We start from the raw sequence: 16253 nt of genomic DNA, 5'->3' as shown, positions 1-16253 counted from the left end.
TCTTTTAGCTCTTTTGACAGCTTAGAGTTTTTCAACATTAAAACCAGAAATAGCGTGAAGATGAAGAGAGCTGTAAATCAATTGTACGATAACCTAAAAGTTCACCGTCTGCTTGAACTTCTTCTCGTACAGCGGAATACAGGCGAAGGTTTTCAGTTTTAATATAATGCACATCTTTATGCTTTAAATGACGTCCGTCAGCTAGCAGTAACAAAAAAAGCCAAATAATTTTAAAGACAGAAGATTTTTCAAGGACAATTAAATCAACTTTATTGTCATATGGAGAAGCTTTGGGGGAAATTCTAATTCCACCGCCAAAATAAGGATGGTTATTCACGGTAACTAAAAAAGCCTTAGGAAAGGATAGCTTCTGATGGTCCGTTACGACTTCGATGGGGAACGCTTTTTGTTGAGACAAGACAGTGATGACCGAAATGAGATAAGTTAAGGAGCCAAGATGGTATCGATTCAAACGTGCTTTCACTGTTGATTGATTTGCTTGTTTGACGGTTGATGCATCAAATCCGACACCCACGTTGTTGACAGCATAACGGATTTGTTTTTTATTGTTTTCTTTAAATTGGATAACATTTACTTCTCTAGGTGTTTTAACAGATAAGATCTGCTCTAGTGCTTTTGAAGTGTTTTTTGAAATCCCTAATCCTTTTGCAAAATCATTTCCTGATCCTGCTGGAATATAAGCTAGTGGAATGTGTTTATATGTTTCACCAAGTCCTAACAGTGCTTCATGTAAAGTTCCATCTCCGCCGACAATCAGCAGTATAGCAGTGGCTGAACTAAGCAAAGCATTCAGTTCTTGAACTAATTCTGCTACTATTTTGACAGTATGACCGGCATAGCATGATTTATGTAAGGAAAAAGAAAGCTTTTTTTCCTTTACTTCTTTTACTAAAGTTTGACAAATAAGCTGACCTTTCCCGGAACCAGAAAGTTCATTAAAAACAATATGGATTTCTTTTGGCTTTATCATGGAAACTCCTTTAGTTAATTGATCGTTAGCTAGATAAGTATAAATCAAAGGAGATAAAAAAGTAAGAGGAAAAATAGTCAAACAGATACGAGACGGAAGGCTTGTTTACCCGAACAGAATAATTTAAAAAAAGGTTTCAAAGCAGAAAATTAATGATAGAATGAGCAGTGGTTTAAAAAGTTTGAGAAAAAAAAGGAGTTTATAATGAAAAAGAAAATAAAAAAAGATCATTTCCCCTTACAAGTAATCGACATCATTTTCATTGTTGTCGGTTCTTTTATCGCGGCAGTTTCATTTAACGTATTTTTATTGCCAAATTTAATTGTTTCAGGTGGGGTCAGCGGAATCAGCACAATTTTACATCGTTTGTTTGAATGGGATCCTTCGCTTGTTCAGTTCGCTTTTAATATTCCTTTACTGGCGTTGTGCTTTATTGCATTAGGTAAAGAAGCTGGGTTTAAAACTATTTTAGGAAGTTTAATTCTTCCAGGCTTTATTGGGATGCTTAGTTCTTTAGAGCCATGGACCATGAACCCCTTATTAGCGGCACTATTTGGAGGGATTACCACAGGTATAGGCCTTGGGTTAGTCTTTAAAGCAAAAGCCTCAACAGGCGGAACAAGTATTATAGCACAGGTGATCCATGTATACTTAAAGCTGCCTTTAGGGACAAGTGTTGCACTAATAGACGGCTTAGTTATTCTGGCTGCTTTAATTGCATTTGATGGAGAAATCGTCATGTTTTCTATTATCTCCCTATTTGTTATCAGTCGAACAATTGATATGATTCAAGTTGGCTTCAATCGTTCTAAGAACGTCATGGTGATTTCCGAAGCTGCTTCAGAGATCAAAACCGCTATCTATCAAAATATTAATCGAGGTGTTACTAATTTAAGCATTACTGGTGGTTATGGTAATCATGCTAAAGAAATGCTGATGTGCGTGGTAGATGAACAAGAATTTACGTATTTGAGAGAAACCATTTTAGAGGTAGATCCTGATGCTTTTGTTGTCGTGATGAGTGCTAGCGAAGTATGGGGAAAAGGTTTTACACTAGCTAAAGATTCTACTACTGAAAATTTGTAACCGCGTCGAAACACAATAGAAAAATAAAGTACAAGAGGTTGGGACAAAAGTTCCAACCTCCTTTGCATATCGGAATGTTTATGCTAGAACGTGTTCCAAAAAGCAGACCCAACGTCCGTTTTGTCATGCCTGTAGTAACTTTAGCTACGTAAAGACAGGATACACTTAGGCGCTAGCCTACAGTGTTTCTATTGAATGCTCGGTTGTCGTGTGACCATACTGCCCTTATTCGTTCCAGTTGCCTTAGCCCTTGCAGCTTTAGCTGCTTAGGGATACGGTATGCGAAGTAGAAGATTCGGGTCTAAACGCTTTTGTCTCACTCCCTTAATTTTTTTATTGACATTCAAATAAAGTTCTCCTATACTTTAGTCGATGGTAAAAGGATATGTCTCTTTTAATAATTGCTCAAAGAAAGGTTTTCCTAGGCTGAAAGAAAACTCGCAAAATGAATGAGATGCTCCCTTTTTTATATATAGTAGAAATACTATCGTTTCTCACGTTATCGAGAAGTAAGAGGTAATGAGTATGTCGAATGACATCATTGCAAACAAGGTGGTACCGCGATTAATTCGTCCTTGTCCGGCAATGTTGTAATTGGGCTTTTTTTATACCCTTTTTTTAACAAAAAATAGCTAGTAGATTGAAAGGAAGAACAAGGATGAAACAATTATCAAGTAATCAAGTACGTCAAATGTTTTTAGATTTTTTTGAAAAAAAAGGTCATTCAATTGAACCAAGTGCTTCTCTGGTGCCAATAGAAGACCCAACATTGTTATGGATCAACTCAGGAGTAGCCACACTTAAAAAATATTTTGATGGTTCAGTTATTCCTGAAAACCGAAGAATAGTAAATGCACAAAAAAGTATTCGGACTAATGATATTGAAAATGTTGGTAAAACGGCTAGACACCATACTTTGTTTGAAATGCTGGGGAACTTTTCTATTGGAGATTATTTCAAAGAAGAAGCGATCCTTTGGGCATGGGAATTTTTAACTGATGAAAAGTGGCTGAATTTAGATCCGCAAAAGCTTTATGTAACGGTTTATCCAGAAGATAAAGAAGCAGCTCAAATTTGGCGAGAAAAAGTAGGGTTAGCAGAAGATCATATTGTCGAAGTGGCTGATAATTTTTGGGATATCGGAGCTGGCCCAAGTGGTCCTGATTCAGAGATTTTTTATGACCGCGGCGAAGCATTTGATACTTTGGCAAAAGACGATCCCGAAAATTACCCAGGCGGTGAAAATGAACGATGGCTTGAGATTTGGAACTTAGTTTTTTCTGAATTTAACCACAAAGAAGATGACACTTACGAACCTCTTCCTAATAAAAATATTGATACTGGAATGGGATTAGAACGTCTTGTTTCAATTTTGCAAGATGCGCCTACCAATTTTGAAACAGATTTATTTATGCCGATCATTAAAGAAATTGAAAAAATAAGCAATGGTAAAAAGTATGGAGAAAACAGCCAAGACGATATTTCATTTAAAGTAATTGCAGATCATTTGCGCGCAGTGAGTTTTGCAATTGGTGATGGAGCATTACCTTCAAACGAAGGACGTGGGTATGTTTTACGTCGTTTATTACGCCGGGCAGTTATGCATGGGAAAAAACTTGGAATAGATGAAGCGTTCATGTATAAATTAGTACCGATTGTAGGGAAAATCATGTTCAGCCATTATCCAGAAATTCTGGAACAACAAACGTTTATTGCGAAAGTAATCCAAACAGAAGAAGAACGTTTCCATGAAACAATTAATGATGGGTTAATGATTTTAAACCAGTTAGTGGCTGATTTAAAATCAGCGGGAGAAACTCGGATCAGTGGAAAAGATATCTTTAAACTATATGATACTTTTGGCTTCCCGGTTGAACTTACAGAAGAATATGCAAAAGACGAAGGATTAACTGTTGATCATGAAGGTTTTATCAAAGAAATGGAAGCACAACGCAACCGTGCTCGTGCAGCGAGAAGCGATGAAAAATCAATGGGAACACAAAATCAATTGTTTTCAGAAGTTAAAGCTGAAAGTACATTTATTGGATATGACCAAACAACAGCAGAAGGGAAACTTGAAGTTATTGCAACTGATGAAAAACTAGTACCGAAAGCAGAAGTTGGCGATAAAGTTCGTTTGATTTTTGATCAAACACCGTTTTATGCTGAAATGGGAGGACAAGTCGCAGACAAAGGGCTTATCAAAGACGCTACAGGCCAGTTAGTTGGAAAAGTAGTGGATGTGAAAAAAGCTCCTGCCGGCCAGCCTTTGCATACAGTAGAGGTTCTAGAAGAACTTACTGTAGGAGAAACTTATCACTTATCTGTTGATGAAACAGTACGTCGTAAAATCACACGCAACCATACTGCAACACATTTATTGCATCAAGCATTAAAAGACAGCCTTGGCCAACATGCTAATCAAGCAGGATCATTAGTTACTGCAGATTACTTGCGCTTTGATTTTACTCATTTTGGTCAAGTGACGCAAATGGAATTGGCTGAGATGGAACGCAAAGTAAATGAAAAGATTTGGGAATCTCTTCCAGTCGCTACTGTAGAAACGGATATTGAAACAGCACGCGAAATGGGCGCTATGGCCTTGTTCGGTGAAAAATATGGGGACGTTGTCCGTGTTGTTAATGTAGGAGATTATTCGATAGAACTGTGTGGAGGCGTGCACGTTAAAAATTCAAGTGAAATTGGCGTCTTTAAGATTATTTCAGAGTCAGGTATAGGAGCCGGTGTGCGTCGTATCGAAGCTGTTACAAGCGAAGCTGCCTATAGATTCTTCCAGACAGAAGAACGTCGATTGAATAAGGTGGCACACTTAGTAAAAGCTCAACAAACTAAAGACGTAGAGGCAAAAGTCGAACAATTACAATCAGATCTTAAAGAAAAACAAAAAGAAAACGAAGCATTACAAGCGAAGCTGACCAATGAACAAGCAAATGATATTTTTGGTGAGGTTCAGGAAGTAAATGGTCTTACCGTCATAGCAGCAAAAGTAGAAGCCGCTGATATGAATCAATTGCGTCAATTTGCAGATCAATGGAAACAAAAAGCTGTTTCAAATGTTTTAGCTCTTGGTTTTGCTAAAAATGGAAAAGTTAATTTGTTGACAGCAGTTGATCAAGAAACCATTAAAAAAGGATTGAAAGCTGGAGATTTAATCAAAGAGATTGCTCCATTAGTCGGTGGCGGCGGCGGTGGACGCCCTGATATGGCTCAAGCAGGAGGAAAGAATCCAGCTGGATTAACTGCTGCATTAGATAGAGTTACAGACTGGGTCCAACAAAATAGCTAGGTAAAATCGGGAAAGAGAAGAGATAGACTGAAATCAGTAATTCTAAGGGTTTCAGTCTATTTTTTTTAGAACGAAAAAGAAAAGCGAATCAATGCAATAAAAAAGAAAAATAGAAATCTGGTTACAATTGTTTATAGTTATGTCAAGCGAAAGTAAAAATGTCCCAAAACCAAGAGTCACATTAATGCAAGCTTTTACTTCGCAAAAGCTTGCATTAATGTGACTGAATTTGTTAAAATTAGCCTTAAGCTGTTTGTTCAGCTTCGTACTCTTCGAGTGTTTTTCCGACACTGCGAAGATATCTTTTGAAAGATTCTAGTTTCCACGGGTGAGATTGTGGGGGAATATACTGGCGTCTTTCTTTTTTTTGCTCTGGAATCGGATCAAACTCTTTTGAGTAATAGTCATGCTCTTTCAGTCTCCTTGTTGTGTATATTTTTTCAGCTATATTTACATAGATATCTCCATTAAACGCTTCGATAATTAGCACCTTTGATTTTCGTGTGAAGTATTTATCTTCACTACCTTCCGTAGGCAGGTAGTAGTTATTTTGATAACGAATATGATGCCCACTATCCACTTTTCTATTCGCTACTCGTGCTAATAACAAATTGATTTCAGATTTAGTTGGTGCCTTTTCATAAATGGATTCCTTCGTTTTATGACCAAACTTCTTATTGAAAGTTCTAACCCATTTCGTTAAAAAATGATTGGCTTCCTCAATAGATTGTATTCCAGCTAATTCTAAATCTACAGGAAGTCGCGATTGAACAGTCCCGTTTAAGCGCTCTACACGTCCTTTAGCTTGTGGAATAGATGAAGTTCTAATTTCAATACCGAGTTGATGACAGGCAAACCCGAACTGGGTAAATGTATCTTCTTCAACCGCTCTCATGGCTTTTGATGTGTATTCAAAAACCGTTCGTTTATCTGTTAAAAAAGCTAAGGGAATGCCTTGTTTCGTTAGAATCTGATTGAGCACATGATAATAACCCTTGAGTGTTTCTTGCGTATCGAAATAAGCCCCAACGATATTACCAGAAGCGTCATCAATAGCTAAATGAAGATGTGTCACCTCTTTACCAAACCAGTTATAGGAACTGGCATCCATTTGAATAAGCTCCCCCTGATATTTCTTTCTAGGACGGCTGGGATGGCTTTTTTCGGGTAACTCCATTTGATCTTCGGCTCTTGGAACCAATGGGTTCTCAGCCTTTTTTTCTCCTTTCATCGATTTAGCTTTGATTCGAGCTTTTATTTTCTTACGCGTTTTTCTTTGGGTTTTAGGTGATAAAATATTCGCTCGATATAAAATACGACGAATAGTCGTATCGGTGTAACAGATGTCATAATCCTCCTTCAGAATTTCAGTAAAATGCTTCACATTAGGCTGTATCTTAAAACTTTGATAGAGCTCGACCACTTGTTTTTTTGTTTCCTTTGGCACAGCGTGCTTAGCCGTTTTTCCTCTGTTACCGTGTGAAAAAATAGCTTTTCCTCCTTTTTGATAGTCTTGAATCAATCTGTTGACTTGCCTCGTCGAGAGCCCAAGTTCAACACAAGCTCTCTTTTTTTCCTTTCTTTTTTCTGCCACAGCTTTTATTACTTTATATTTTTTATCTTCATTCATCGTTAGCATGATCCTTTTCATGAGTTTATTTTATCATTTTGGGACATTTTATGCTTCGACCTACTTAGGACATTATCACGTTCGAATGATAAAATCTGGTTACAATTGTTTATAGTTATTGTAGTTTGAAGTGCTTTCTTGTAGAATAAGAGTAGAGTTTACAGAAATCGGGGTGCAGAATATGAGTTCAATAGATGAAACAGTTCGGTTTAATGTCGGTGATAATCATGACAAAGATGTTAGACAGACATTAACACTAGTGTACGAAGCATTAGAAGAGAAAGGATACAATCCAATCAATCAAATTGTCGGTTATTTACTCTCTGGAGACCCAGCGTATATTCCACGTCATAAGGATGCCAGAAACTTAATTAGACGTCACGAGCGTGATGAAATAGTGGAAGAATTGGTTAGAACCTATCTGAAGACGAGTGGAGAAGAAGCCTGATGAGGACAATGGGATTAGATGTCGGTTCAAAAACAGTAGGTGTTGCAATAAGCGACCCATTTGGATGGACTGCTCAAGGAATTGAAATTATAAAAATCAATGAAGCTCAAGAAGAATTTGGAATGGTGAGGATCAGCGAGTTAATAAAAGAATACGAAGTTTCAAAAATCATCGTTGGGCTGCCCAAAAACATGAACAACTCTGTTGGCCCGCGTGCAGAAGCTTCCATTCGCTATGCTCAGCTTTTAAAAGATTTATTCGGAATTCCTATATTCTTTCAAGATGAACGGTTATCAACTGTGCAAGCTGAAAGAATGTTGATTGAAGAAGGCAATACTTCACGTGCAAAACGCAAAAAAGTAATAGACAAAGTAGCTGCAGTGATGATTCTCCAAAATTACTTGGACAGCAATCAAAACTAGCTTTTAAAGGAAAGTTACGTTAAAATGAATAAGAAGGATATTTATTTGTAAAGGAGAGTTGAATATGTCAGATGATCACAACCACAACCACAACCATGAACATGAACACGATCATGAACATGAAGGACATGAACATATTACAATTATCGATGAACAAGGAAATGAAGAATTGTATGAAATTCTATTTACTTTTGATTCAGATGATTTCGAAAAATCTTATGTTTTAGTTTACCCTGCTGGTTCTGCTGAAGGAGAAGAAGTTGAATTGCAAGCTTACTCTTATGTTGAAATGGCAGATGGCAAACAAGGTGATTTAGAACCCATTGAAACAGATCAAGAATGGGATATGATTGAAGAAGTATTGAATACTTTTATGGCTGATGACGAAGAATCATTTTAAGTAGAACATTTCAGCAGAAAGAATTGAATAACGTTAAAATTGAGCTAATGGATCTCTGATTAGCTCAATTTTGTTGTCTAGCATCAAATAATCTGTGTTCCACGAAAATGGTTAAATTAATGATAAATACATAATAAAATGATTGTTGTCTTTTTTTTACTACATAGAGTATGGTATTATGTATATTAGTGTAAGCTGGGAATTTAAAATAACTAAGATTAAGTGAAAAAAAGAGAGTAGAAAATCCGATGGTTTTCTTGATTTTGATAGGAGGGCCTCTTCTTGGTGAAGAAAGATACGCATAAACAGGCAATGAAGGAAAAAGAAAATAAAAAAGAACCTTATTCAAAAGTAGCTGAAAGGCAACAAGAAAAAAAAATGGTCAATAAAATTGTTTTGAGTATTATTACGATTTTATTTTTATTGCTGGTTGTCTTAGGTGTGGTAGGATACCATTATGTCACAACTTCTCTAGAACCATTAAATGCATCAAGCAAGGAAGAAATCCAAGTAGAAATTCCTTCTGGAGCCTCTTCAGCAGATATTTCACGTATTTTAGAGAAAGATAAGGTTATAAAGAGCGCTTCTGTATTTAGTTTTTATATTAAACTCAATAACGAAACTGATTTTCAAGCCGGGTATTATCTTTTTTCTCCTTCGATGACATTAGACGAAATTATTCATTCTTTACAAGAGGGAGGCAGTCCTGTAGCTTTTGACGGAACCAAAATTCTAGTTCAAGAAGGAGTAACAGTCGAACAAATTGCCGACTCGATTGAAAAATCAACTGATTTTACAGCTGCTGAATTTTTGAAGATTGTTCAAGATCCAAAGTTTTTAGCTGATTTACAAACTAAGTACCCTGAACTATTGTCTAATGCGATGGATGCTAAAGATACGCGATACGTTTTAGAAGGGTATTTATTCCCGGCAACTTATGACTTTACAGAAGAAATGTCGCTTAAAGAAGTTGTTGAAAATATGGTGAAAAAAACGGATGAAGTCATGCAGGAATATTATACTGCTATTCAAGAAAAACATTTAACTGTTCATGAAGTGATGACTCTAGCTTCTTTGATAGAACGCGAAGGCAATACATATGAAGATCGTACAAAAATTGCCAGCGTCTTTTTTAATCGTTTAGAAGCAGAGATGCCTTTACAATCGGATATTAGTGTGTTGTATGCTTTGAATAAACACAAAGAAGTCGTTACTTACAAGGATTTAGAAGTGGATTCCCCTTATAATTTATACAAAAATACAGGATACGGGCCTGGTCCTTTCGACAGTCCTTCGCAAGATTCAATTAAAGCAGTATTAAATCCTGCTGAAACCAACTATTTATATTTCTTGGCTGATACTAAAACGGGAAAAGTCTATTTTTCGAGAACTTATACAGAACACCAAGAACTTATAGATGAGTATATCACTGAGTAAATAAAAAAATTAAACAGAAGCATGAAAAGCATTGAGCCTATGGTTCAATGCTTTTCATAAGGAATGGAGCGAACAAAAGCATGAGTAATAGCATGAGCAATAGACACAAACCAATTGTCATTGGTGTAACAGGGGGATCTGGAAGTGGAAAGACAAGTGTTAGTCGTGCTGTTTATAATCATTTTTCAGGGCATTCCATTTTAATGTTAGAACAAGATTTTTACTATAAAGATCAAAGTGATTTGTCTTATGAAGAACGGTTAAATACAAACTATGATCATCCTTTTGCTTTTGATACAGATTTATTGATAGAACACTTAAACGATTTGATTCATTATCGTTCAATTGAAAAGCCAGTATATGACTATGAAGCACATACACGAAGTGACAAAGTTATTTTACAAGAACCAAAAGAAGTTATTATTTTAGAAGGTATTTTAATTTTAGAAGATAAGCGTTTAAGAGAGTTAATGGACATTAAAGTCTATGTTGATACAGATGATGATATACGTATCATTCGAAGAATCAAACGAGATATTGAGGAGCGAGGCCGGACTTTGAATTCTGTCATTGAACAATACCTTACAGTTGTTAAACCAATGCATACTCAATTTATTGAGCCGACTAAAAAATTTGCCGATATTATTATTCCAGAAGGCGGCAGCAACCAAGTAGCAATAGACTTAATGACTACGAAAATCAGAAGTATCCTTGAATATCAAATGAAAGCTTAAATTTTAAAAAATAATGAGGGTATTTCAGTTGTCTTTAAAAGAAAATATACTATTTGGTTTTTATCTATACCACTTCTTTATATAAATGGCAGCACTTCAAAAATAACACTTAAAATTAAATGAAATTAGATTTTAAGTGTTTACAAATGTCTGTCTTCATGGTATCTTGTCTCTATTGAAATTGTAAGTACGCTTTCAATAATAAAATAAATGAGATAAGAACCAATAGATAAGTTTGATTTAAAAAGGAGAATTTAGTTATGATAGAAAAGGTATATCCAATGACTTTAGAAGGTAAAGAAAAATTGGAAGCAGAATTAGAAGAATTGAAAACAGTGAAAAGAAAAGAAATCGTAGAAAGAATAAAAATTGCACGCAGCTTTGGCGATTTATCAGAGAACTCTGAATATGAATCTGCTAAAGACGAGCAAGCGTTTGTTGAGGGACGGATAACAACAATTGAAACGATGCTGCGTTTTTCTGAAATTATTGATAATTCCAATAGTGCAGCAGATGAAGTATCTTTAGGACGCAAAGTAACGTTTGTTGAATTGCCTGATGGAGATGTAGAAGAATATACAATTGTCGGAAGTGCAGAAGCAGATCCATTTAGCGGTCGTATTTCAAATGATTCGCCGATTGCAAAAGCACTAATGGGCAAGAAAATTGGAGACGAAGTAGTCATCTCAACTCCAGGTGGCGATATGACAATTAAAATTTCTAGTATTGAATAATAAATTGACTAAAACAGCAACCTTTTTGTAAAGTGTTGCTGTTTTTATTCATTTTTTTGATAAAATCAGACTTTAGTTGTAGGAGAAATTCATGCTTTAGCTGGCTGCTTGTTTTAAGCGCGTACCCTATACTTGTTGTATCCTACAGCAATACTGAGAAAGGAAAGAAGAGTAAGATGAATAAAAAATGGCAATTATTTATTTTAATTGAAGCCCTATTGCTCTTGTGGTTAGTATATGAAGCATTCAGTAACATGGGTACTTTAGCTTTTATTATTATGGGGGCTTTCATTTTATTGCGCAGTAAACAAGTAAAAAGAAATTCTAAACAGCAAACTTATTTAGTGATTGGCGGTTTTTTGATTTTAATGGCCCTTTTATCGACAAGTGCGATTTGGTTCATGTTGATTTGTGCCATCTTATTTTTCGCAACTACTGGGGGAAATTTATTTTCGAAGTTCGATTCATTGAATTTTGAAAATGTACCATGGCAAGAAAAAGACATTATTGTCGTAGAAACAACTGAATCTTTACCTAAGGACGGTAAACGATTCAAGCGGAAATGGATCGGAAATGAACGAATCGGAAATACCGTATACGAATGGGATGATATTAACCTCACTGTATTTATGGGAGATACGATAGTGGATATTGGAAATACGCTTTTACCGAAAAATGAGAGTTATGTGGTGATCCGCAAAGGATTTGGAAAAACGCGCATTCTAGTACCGGCTGGTATTGGAATTATGGTTGAACATAGTGCTTTTAAAGGAAAAGTAAATTTCGAAGGAGAAACATACGCTTTAAATAACGAATCCGTTAAATTATATAGTCAGCAATTTAATGAGAGTTCTCGAAAATTAAAACTGATTACAACTGTTCTAATAGGAGATTTAGAGGTGATTTCAATATGAAAAAAGAAAACATCAAGATGCGGTTCATTCAGATTGCTTTTTTTTCATTTTTGATTTTACTTGGTGTATCCTTATGTTATGGATATGCATTTTCTCCTGAAACTTGGCATATTAATATTTTTACGGCCAGGTTTCTACATATTCCTTATTTGCTTTATCTGATAGGACTAGCTCTGTTGATCGGTTTGATTACTACATTGCTGATTTATGTCAATCAGCGCAGAGAGTGGCATCAATTAGAAGAGACGCTTCGATTACTTGCAAGCGGAAACTATTTGCCGGAATACTTTGAAGATTTCTTAACAGATACAGAAGGAGAGATCGATTATTTAGAAGATATAAAAGCTTCTTTGTCTGCTATTCGTATGAAGCTGCTTGAATTATCAAAAGAAGTACAAGACCAAAGCAATTTGCCTAAATTAGTTGATGGGCAAACAAAAGAAGAGATACTGGAGATCGAGCGGCACCGCCTGGCCAGAGAACTACACGATTCTGTTAGCCAACAATTATTTGCTGCTATGATGATGCTATCAGCTATTAATGAACAAGTAGAGGGTTCCGATACTGGATTACAAAAACAGTTAAAGATGGTAGAAGGTATTATTAACGAGTCACAATCGGAAATGAGAGCTTTGTTACTTCATTTAAGACCCATTAATTTAGAAGGAAAAACGTTAAAAAAAGGAATTGAGCAATTATTAACTGAATTAAAAACAAAAATTCAAATCCAACTCACCTGGGAAATTGATGATGTACTGTTGGCTACTGGTATGGAAGACCACCTTTTCCGTATTGTTCAAGAACTCCTTTCAAATACATTACGGCATTCAAAAGCAAAAGAACTAGAAGTTTATTTACATCAATTTCCTGATTCGCTATTATTAAGAGTGATTGATGATGGTATTGGATTTAATCCTGATGATAAAAAAGCAGGGAACTATGGATTAGAAAATATCAAAGAACGAGTAAATGGAATGGGCGGGACGTGTAAAATAATTAGTTTCATTAATAAAGGAACAAGTATAGAAATCAAAATACCTCTCATTAAAAGGAGCGAGGCTGAATGATAAAAGTGTTATTGATCGATGATCATGAAATGGTGCGTTTAGGTGTTTCATCCTATTTATCCATCCAATCAGATATTGAAGTGATTGGGGAAGCTGAAAATGGAAAAATCGGCTATGAAAAAGCGTTAGCATTAAGACCAGATGTTATTATGATGGATTTAGTAATGGACGTAATGGATGGTATCGAATCAACTAAAGCTATTATGACTGAATGGCCAGAAGCGAAGATTATTATTGTGACTAGCTTTATTGATGATGAAAAAGTCTATCCAGCTCTTGAAGCAGGGGCTGCTAGTTATATACTAAAAACCTCTACTGCTAGCGAAATAGCTGAAGCTATCCGTTCTACTTATAAGGGAGAAACTATTTTAGAACCAGAAGTTACAGGTAAAATGATGATGCGATTTTCTCAAAAGAAAACTCATCAGCTGCATGAAGACTTAACTAAACGAGAAAAAGAAATCCTACTTTTGATCGCACAAGGCAATTCAAACCAAGAAATCGCAGACGCTCTATTTATTACATTAAAAACAGTTAAAACGCATGTTTCTAATATACTAGCGAAGTTAGATGTCGACGATCGGACGCAAGCAGCTATCTATGCATTTAAGCATCATTTGATTCAGTAGTCATATTGATTGATTTTGTTTTTAAAGCTAATAGCGTACAAATTCAGTACCTGTTTTTTTTGCTGAGGTATGTTAAACTATTACTAGAAAGTCAGTGGATTGGAAGGAGGATTCATAAGTAAAGAGTACTTATGAAACTAACACATGAAAATAGAATTAACACCAGCAGCTATTGAGTGGTTTGAAAATGAAGTTGGGGTTTCTCCAGAGAGCGGTGTGCGGTTTTTAGGCAAGGTTTATGGAAAAACAAACGTTCATGAAGGTTTCTCTGTAGGAATGGCTGTAGATCAGCCTGAAGATGCTCTTGTAAAAGAAGAAATTAACGGAGTTTTGTATTTTATTGAAAAAAATGATGAGTGGTTCTTTAGTGGATATGATTTACAAGTTGATTTTAATGCGGAAAAGGATGAACCTATTTATACTTTTGTTGTTCAAGAAGACTAAAGAGATAAAAAGAGGAGTTGGGACTTTTGTCCCAACTCCTCTTTTATTTTATAATTATTTTTTTAAACAGACTCAAAAGCCAAAGTTGGTATCTTTTATACCGGCATAATAACTGGTAAAACCATTGGATGGCGTTCCGTTTTCTCGTATAAGAACGGTTTAAGACTTTCAGTAATAGCAGCTTTAACCATTTGTTCTGTAATGGTGTCTTCGCTAGTAGTGAGTAGTTTTCTCAAACCACGAGCAATTACTCGCTGAGCATCATTGATTAATTCGCCAGATTCACGCATATAAATAAAGCCACGTGATAAAATATCTGGTCCAGCTAAAATTTCTTTCGCTTTGTAATCAATCGTCACCACAACTACAACTAAACCTTCTTCTGAAAGCAAACGGCGGTCACGTAAAACAACATTTCCAATATCTCCGATGCCTTTACCATCTACATAAACATCGCCAGCATCAAAATGTCCAGCACGTCTTGCAGAATCAGCTGTCAGAGCAAGAACATCGCCATTTTCTAAAATAAAACAATCTTCTTTTGGAATACCTACTTGTTCAGCTAAACCAGCATGAATTTTTTGCATCCGGTACTCCCCGTGAACAGGGACAAAAAACTTAGGTTTTATTAACCGCAGCATTAATTTTTCTTCTTGTTGTCCACCATGACCAGAAGTATGGATGTTGTTGACTTTTCCATGGATCACATTTGCTCCAGCCTCGGACAGCAAGTTAATCACCCGATTGACGCTGGCAGTGTTGCCAGGAATCGGCGAACTAGAAAAGATGACTGTATCACCAGGTTGTACCGAAATTTGTCGATGTGTACCGTTAGCGATTCGGCTTAAAGCTGCCATTGGTTCTCCTTGTGAGCCAGTACATAAAATAATTGTCTCGTTAGCAGGTTGACGATTTAATTCCTGTGCTTCAATAAATATGTCATCTGGAGCTGTAATATAACCTAGCTGACGGCCTGTTGCAACAGAAGCTTCCATGCTTCGCCCGAAAACAGCAATTTTTCTGCCCGTTTTAATTGCTGCATTAGCAACTTGTTCCAAGCGGGAAATATTTGAAGCAAAAGTTGCGAATATAATCCGACCTTCCACTTTTTGCATAATACTTGTGATAGATTCTCCAACTACTTGTTCAGATTTAGTGAAATTTGGAATTTCAGCATTTGTACTATCTGAAAGCAGAGCCAAGACACCTTCGTCTCCAATTTTAGCCATTCTATGCAGATCAGCTGGTTCGCCAACTGGAGTAAAATCAAATTTGAAATCGCCTGTTGCTACAATATTGCCAGGCGGTGTCTTAACGACAACCCCATAAGCCTCAGGAATACTATGAGTTGTTCTAAAAAAGCTAACACTCGTTTTACGGAATTTAATGACCGCATCTTCATTGATTTCATGTAATTCAGTATCACGTAATAATCCGTGTTCATTTAACTTATTACGAATCAAGGCACTTGCAAGCGGGCCAGCATAAATAGGAATATTAGCTTGTTTTAATAGGAATGGGATTCCGCCAATATGATCTTCGTGACCATGAGTAATGACTAAAGCTTTTACTTTATTTATATTTTGGACAATGTAACTATAATCTGGAATGACATAATCAATTCCTAGTAAGTCGTCTTCGGGAAATTTAATACCAGCGTCAATAATGATGATTTCATCTTGAAATTGAACACCATAAGTATTTTTACCAATTTCACCTAAACCCCCAATGGCAAAGACGGCTGCTTCATTGTTTTTTATAGAAAGTTTCATTTAGAAAACTCCGTGATAATAAATTCCGGATTCTTTTGTTCGTAATCTAAATGTTTTCCTTCAAGAGGCTGAACAAATTCAATATTGAAGGGGGTATTTTGTTCAACAATTGAACGGGCTTCTATACTAGTTTCAGCTTCAAGATAAAGTGTTTTAGTTTCTTCCCGTTTTGGATTTCTTACTTTTGTTTCTTGATAAGTGATTTTAAAAATCATTTTTTTCTCTCCTTTTAACTGTC

16 protein-coding genes are annotated in these 16253 nt (G+C 35.9%); 12 read left to right on the top strand and 4 right to left on the bottom strand.

Annotated features, from left to right (window positions below; genetic code table 11):
- Positions 1 to 37: 37 nt before the first annotated feature.
- A complete protein-coding gene (locus BR87_RS03480; protein WP_035028718.1) occupies positions 38 to 991 on the bottom strand; it encodes a diacylglycerol/lipid kinase family protein in 954 nt (317 codons plus the stop codon).
- A gap of 204 nt (positions 992 to 1195) precedes the next feature.
- Between BR87_RS03480 and BR87_RS03475 the strand changes: the two genes are divergently transcribed.
- Together BR87_RS03475 and alaS are read left to right on the top strand one after the other, a co-directional pair.
- A complete protein-coding gene (locus BR87_RS03475) occupies positions 1196 to 2077 on the top strand; it encodes a YitT family protein (protein WP_035028716.1) in 882 nt (293 codons plus the stop codon).
- 658 nt (positions 2078 to 2735) lie between these two features.
- Entirely contained in the window at positions 2736 to 5384 is a 2649-nt protein-coding gene (alaS, locus tag BR87_RS03470; protein WP_035028713.1) for an alanine--tRNA ligase, read from the top strand.
- 244 nt (positions 5385 to 5628) lie between these two features.
- Here alaS and BR87_RS03465 read toward each other — a convergent pair whose 3' ends face one another.
- On the bottom strand, positions 5629 to 7014 hold the full coding sequence (locus BR87_RS03465; protein ID WP_035028710.1) for an ISNCY family transposase: 1386 nt from the start codon (positions 7012 to 7014) through the stop codon (positions 5629 to 5631).
- A gap of 181 nt (positions 7015 to 7195) precedes the next feature.
- Between BR87_RS03465 and BR87_RS03460 the strand changes: the two genes are divergently transcribed.
- The 10 genes from BR87_RS03460 (at position 7196) to BR87_RS03415 (ending at position 14243) form a co-directional block, all read left to right on the top strand.
- Positions 7196 to 7462 (top strand): IreB family regulatory phosphoprotein, encoded by a 267-nt coding sequence (locus BR87_RS03460; RefSeq protein WP_035028707.1) that lies wholly within the window; start codon positions 7196 to 7198, stop codon positions 7460 to 7462.
- Positions 7462 to 7884 carry a Holliday junction resolvase RuvX gene (gene ruvX, locus BR87_RS03455; protein WP_035028704.1) on the top strand — a complete coding sequence of 141 codons (423 nt, stop codon included), beginning with the start codon at positions 7462 to 7464 and terminating at the stop codon, positions 7882 to 7884. The genes BR87_RS03460 and ruvX overlap by 1 nt, the downstream gene beginning before the upstream one ends.
- A 64-nt stretch (positions 7885 to 7948) precedes the next feature.
- Positions 7949 to 8284 (top strand): DUF1292 domain-containing protein, encoded by a 336-nt coding sequence (locus BR87_RS03450; RefSeq protein WP_035028702.1) that lies wholly within the window; start codon positions 7949 to 7951, stop codon positions 8282 to 8284.
- Positions 8285 to 8569: 285 nt separating this feature from the next.
- The gene (gene mltG, locus BR87_RS03445) at positions 8570 to 9721 is read left to right on the top strand and encodes an endolytic transglycosylase MltG (RefSeq protein ID WP_244877067.1); all 1152 of its coding nucleotides are present in this window, start codon (positions 8570 to 8572) and stop codon (positions 9719 to 9721) included.
- An 80-nt stretch (positions 9722 to 9801) separates the two neighbouring features.
- A complete protein-coding gene (gene udk / locus BR87_RS03440; protein WP_404813293.1) occupies positions 9802 to 10455 on the top strand; it encodes a uridine kinase in 654 nt (217 codons plus the stop codon).
- Positions 10456 to 10715: 260 nt separating this feature from the next.
- Positions 10716 to 11189 carry a transcription elongation factor GreA gene (greA, locus tag BR87_RS03435; RefSeq protein WP_035028698.1) on the top strand — a complete coding sequence of 158 codons (474 nt, stop codon included), beginning with the start codon at positions 10716 to 10718 and terminating at the stop codon, positions 11187 to 11189.
- A 176-nt stretch (positions 11190 to 11365) separates the two neighbouring features.
- On the top strand, positions 11366 to 12103 hold the full coding sequence (liaF, locus tag BR87_RS03430) for a cell wall-active antibiotics response protein LiaF (protein ID WP_035028695.1): 738 nt from the start codon (positions 11366 to 11368) through the stop codon (positions 12101 to 12103).
- On the top strand, positions 12100 to 13170 hold the full coding sequence (locus BR87_RS03425) for a sensor histidine kinase (protein ID WP_035028693.1): 1071 nt from the start codon (positions 12100 to 12102) through the stop codon (positions 13168 to 13170). Before liaF ends, BR87_RS03425 begins: the two co-directional genes overlap by 4 nt.
- A complete protein-coding gene (locus tag BR87_RS03420) occupies positions 13167 to 13799 on the top strand; it encodes a response regulator transcription factor (protein ID WP_035028691.1) in 633 nt (210 codons plus the stop codon). The genes BR87_RS03425 and BR87_RS03420 overlap by 4 nt, the downstream gene beginning before the upstream one ends.
- Before the next feature lie 144 nt (positions 13800 to 13943).
- Positions 13944 to 14243 (top strand): HesB/YadR/YfhF family protein, encoded by a 300-nt coding sequence (locus BR87_RS03415; protein ID WP_035028688.1) that lies wholly within the window; start codon positions 13944 to 13946, stop codon positions 14241 to 14243.
- Positions 14244 to 14338: 95 nt separating this feature from the next.
- Here the strand turns inward: BR87_RS03415 and rnjA are convergent, their stop codons facing one another.
- Complete coding sequence (gene rnjA, locus BR87_RS03410) at positions 14339 to 16015, bottom strand: ribonuclease J1 (protein ID WP_035028685.1); 1677 nt, start codon at positions 16013 to 16015, stop codon at positions 14339 to 14341.
- On the bottom strand, positions 16012 to 16230 hold the full coding sequence (locus BR87_RS03405) for a DNA-directed RNA polymerase subunit epsilon (RefSeq protein ID WP_035028677.1): 219 nt from the start codon (positions 16228 to 16230) through the stop codon (positions 16012 to 16014). The genes rnjA and BR87_RS03405 overlap by 4 nt, the downstream gene beginning before the upstream one ends.
- Positions 16231 to 16253: the final 23 nt, after the last annotated feature.

The sequence above is a fragment of the Carnobacterium mobile DSM 4848 genome (genome assembly GCF_000744825.1).
GTDB lineage: Bacteria > Bacillota > Bacilli > Lactobacillales > Carnobacteriaceae > Carnobacterium_A > Carnobacterium_A mobile.
The sequence above is the reverse complement of the archived record's forward strand: the minus strand, read 5'-3'. Positions and strand labels throughout refer to the sequence as shown.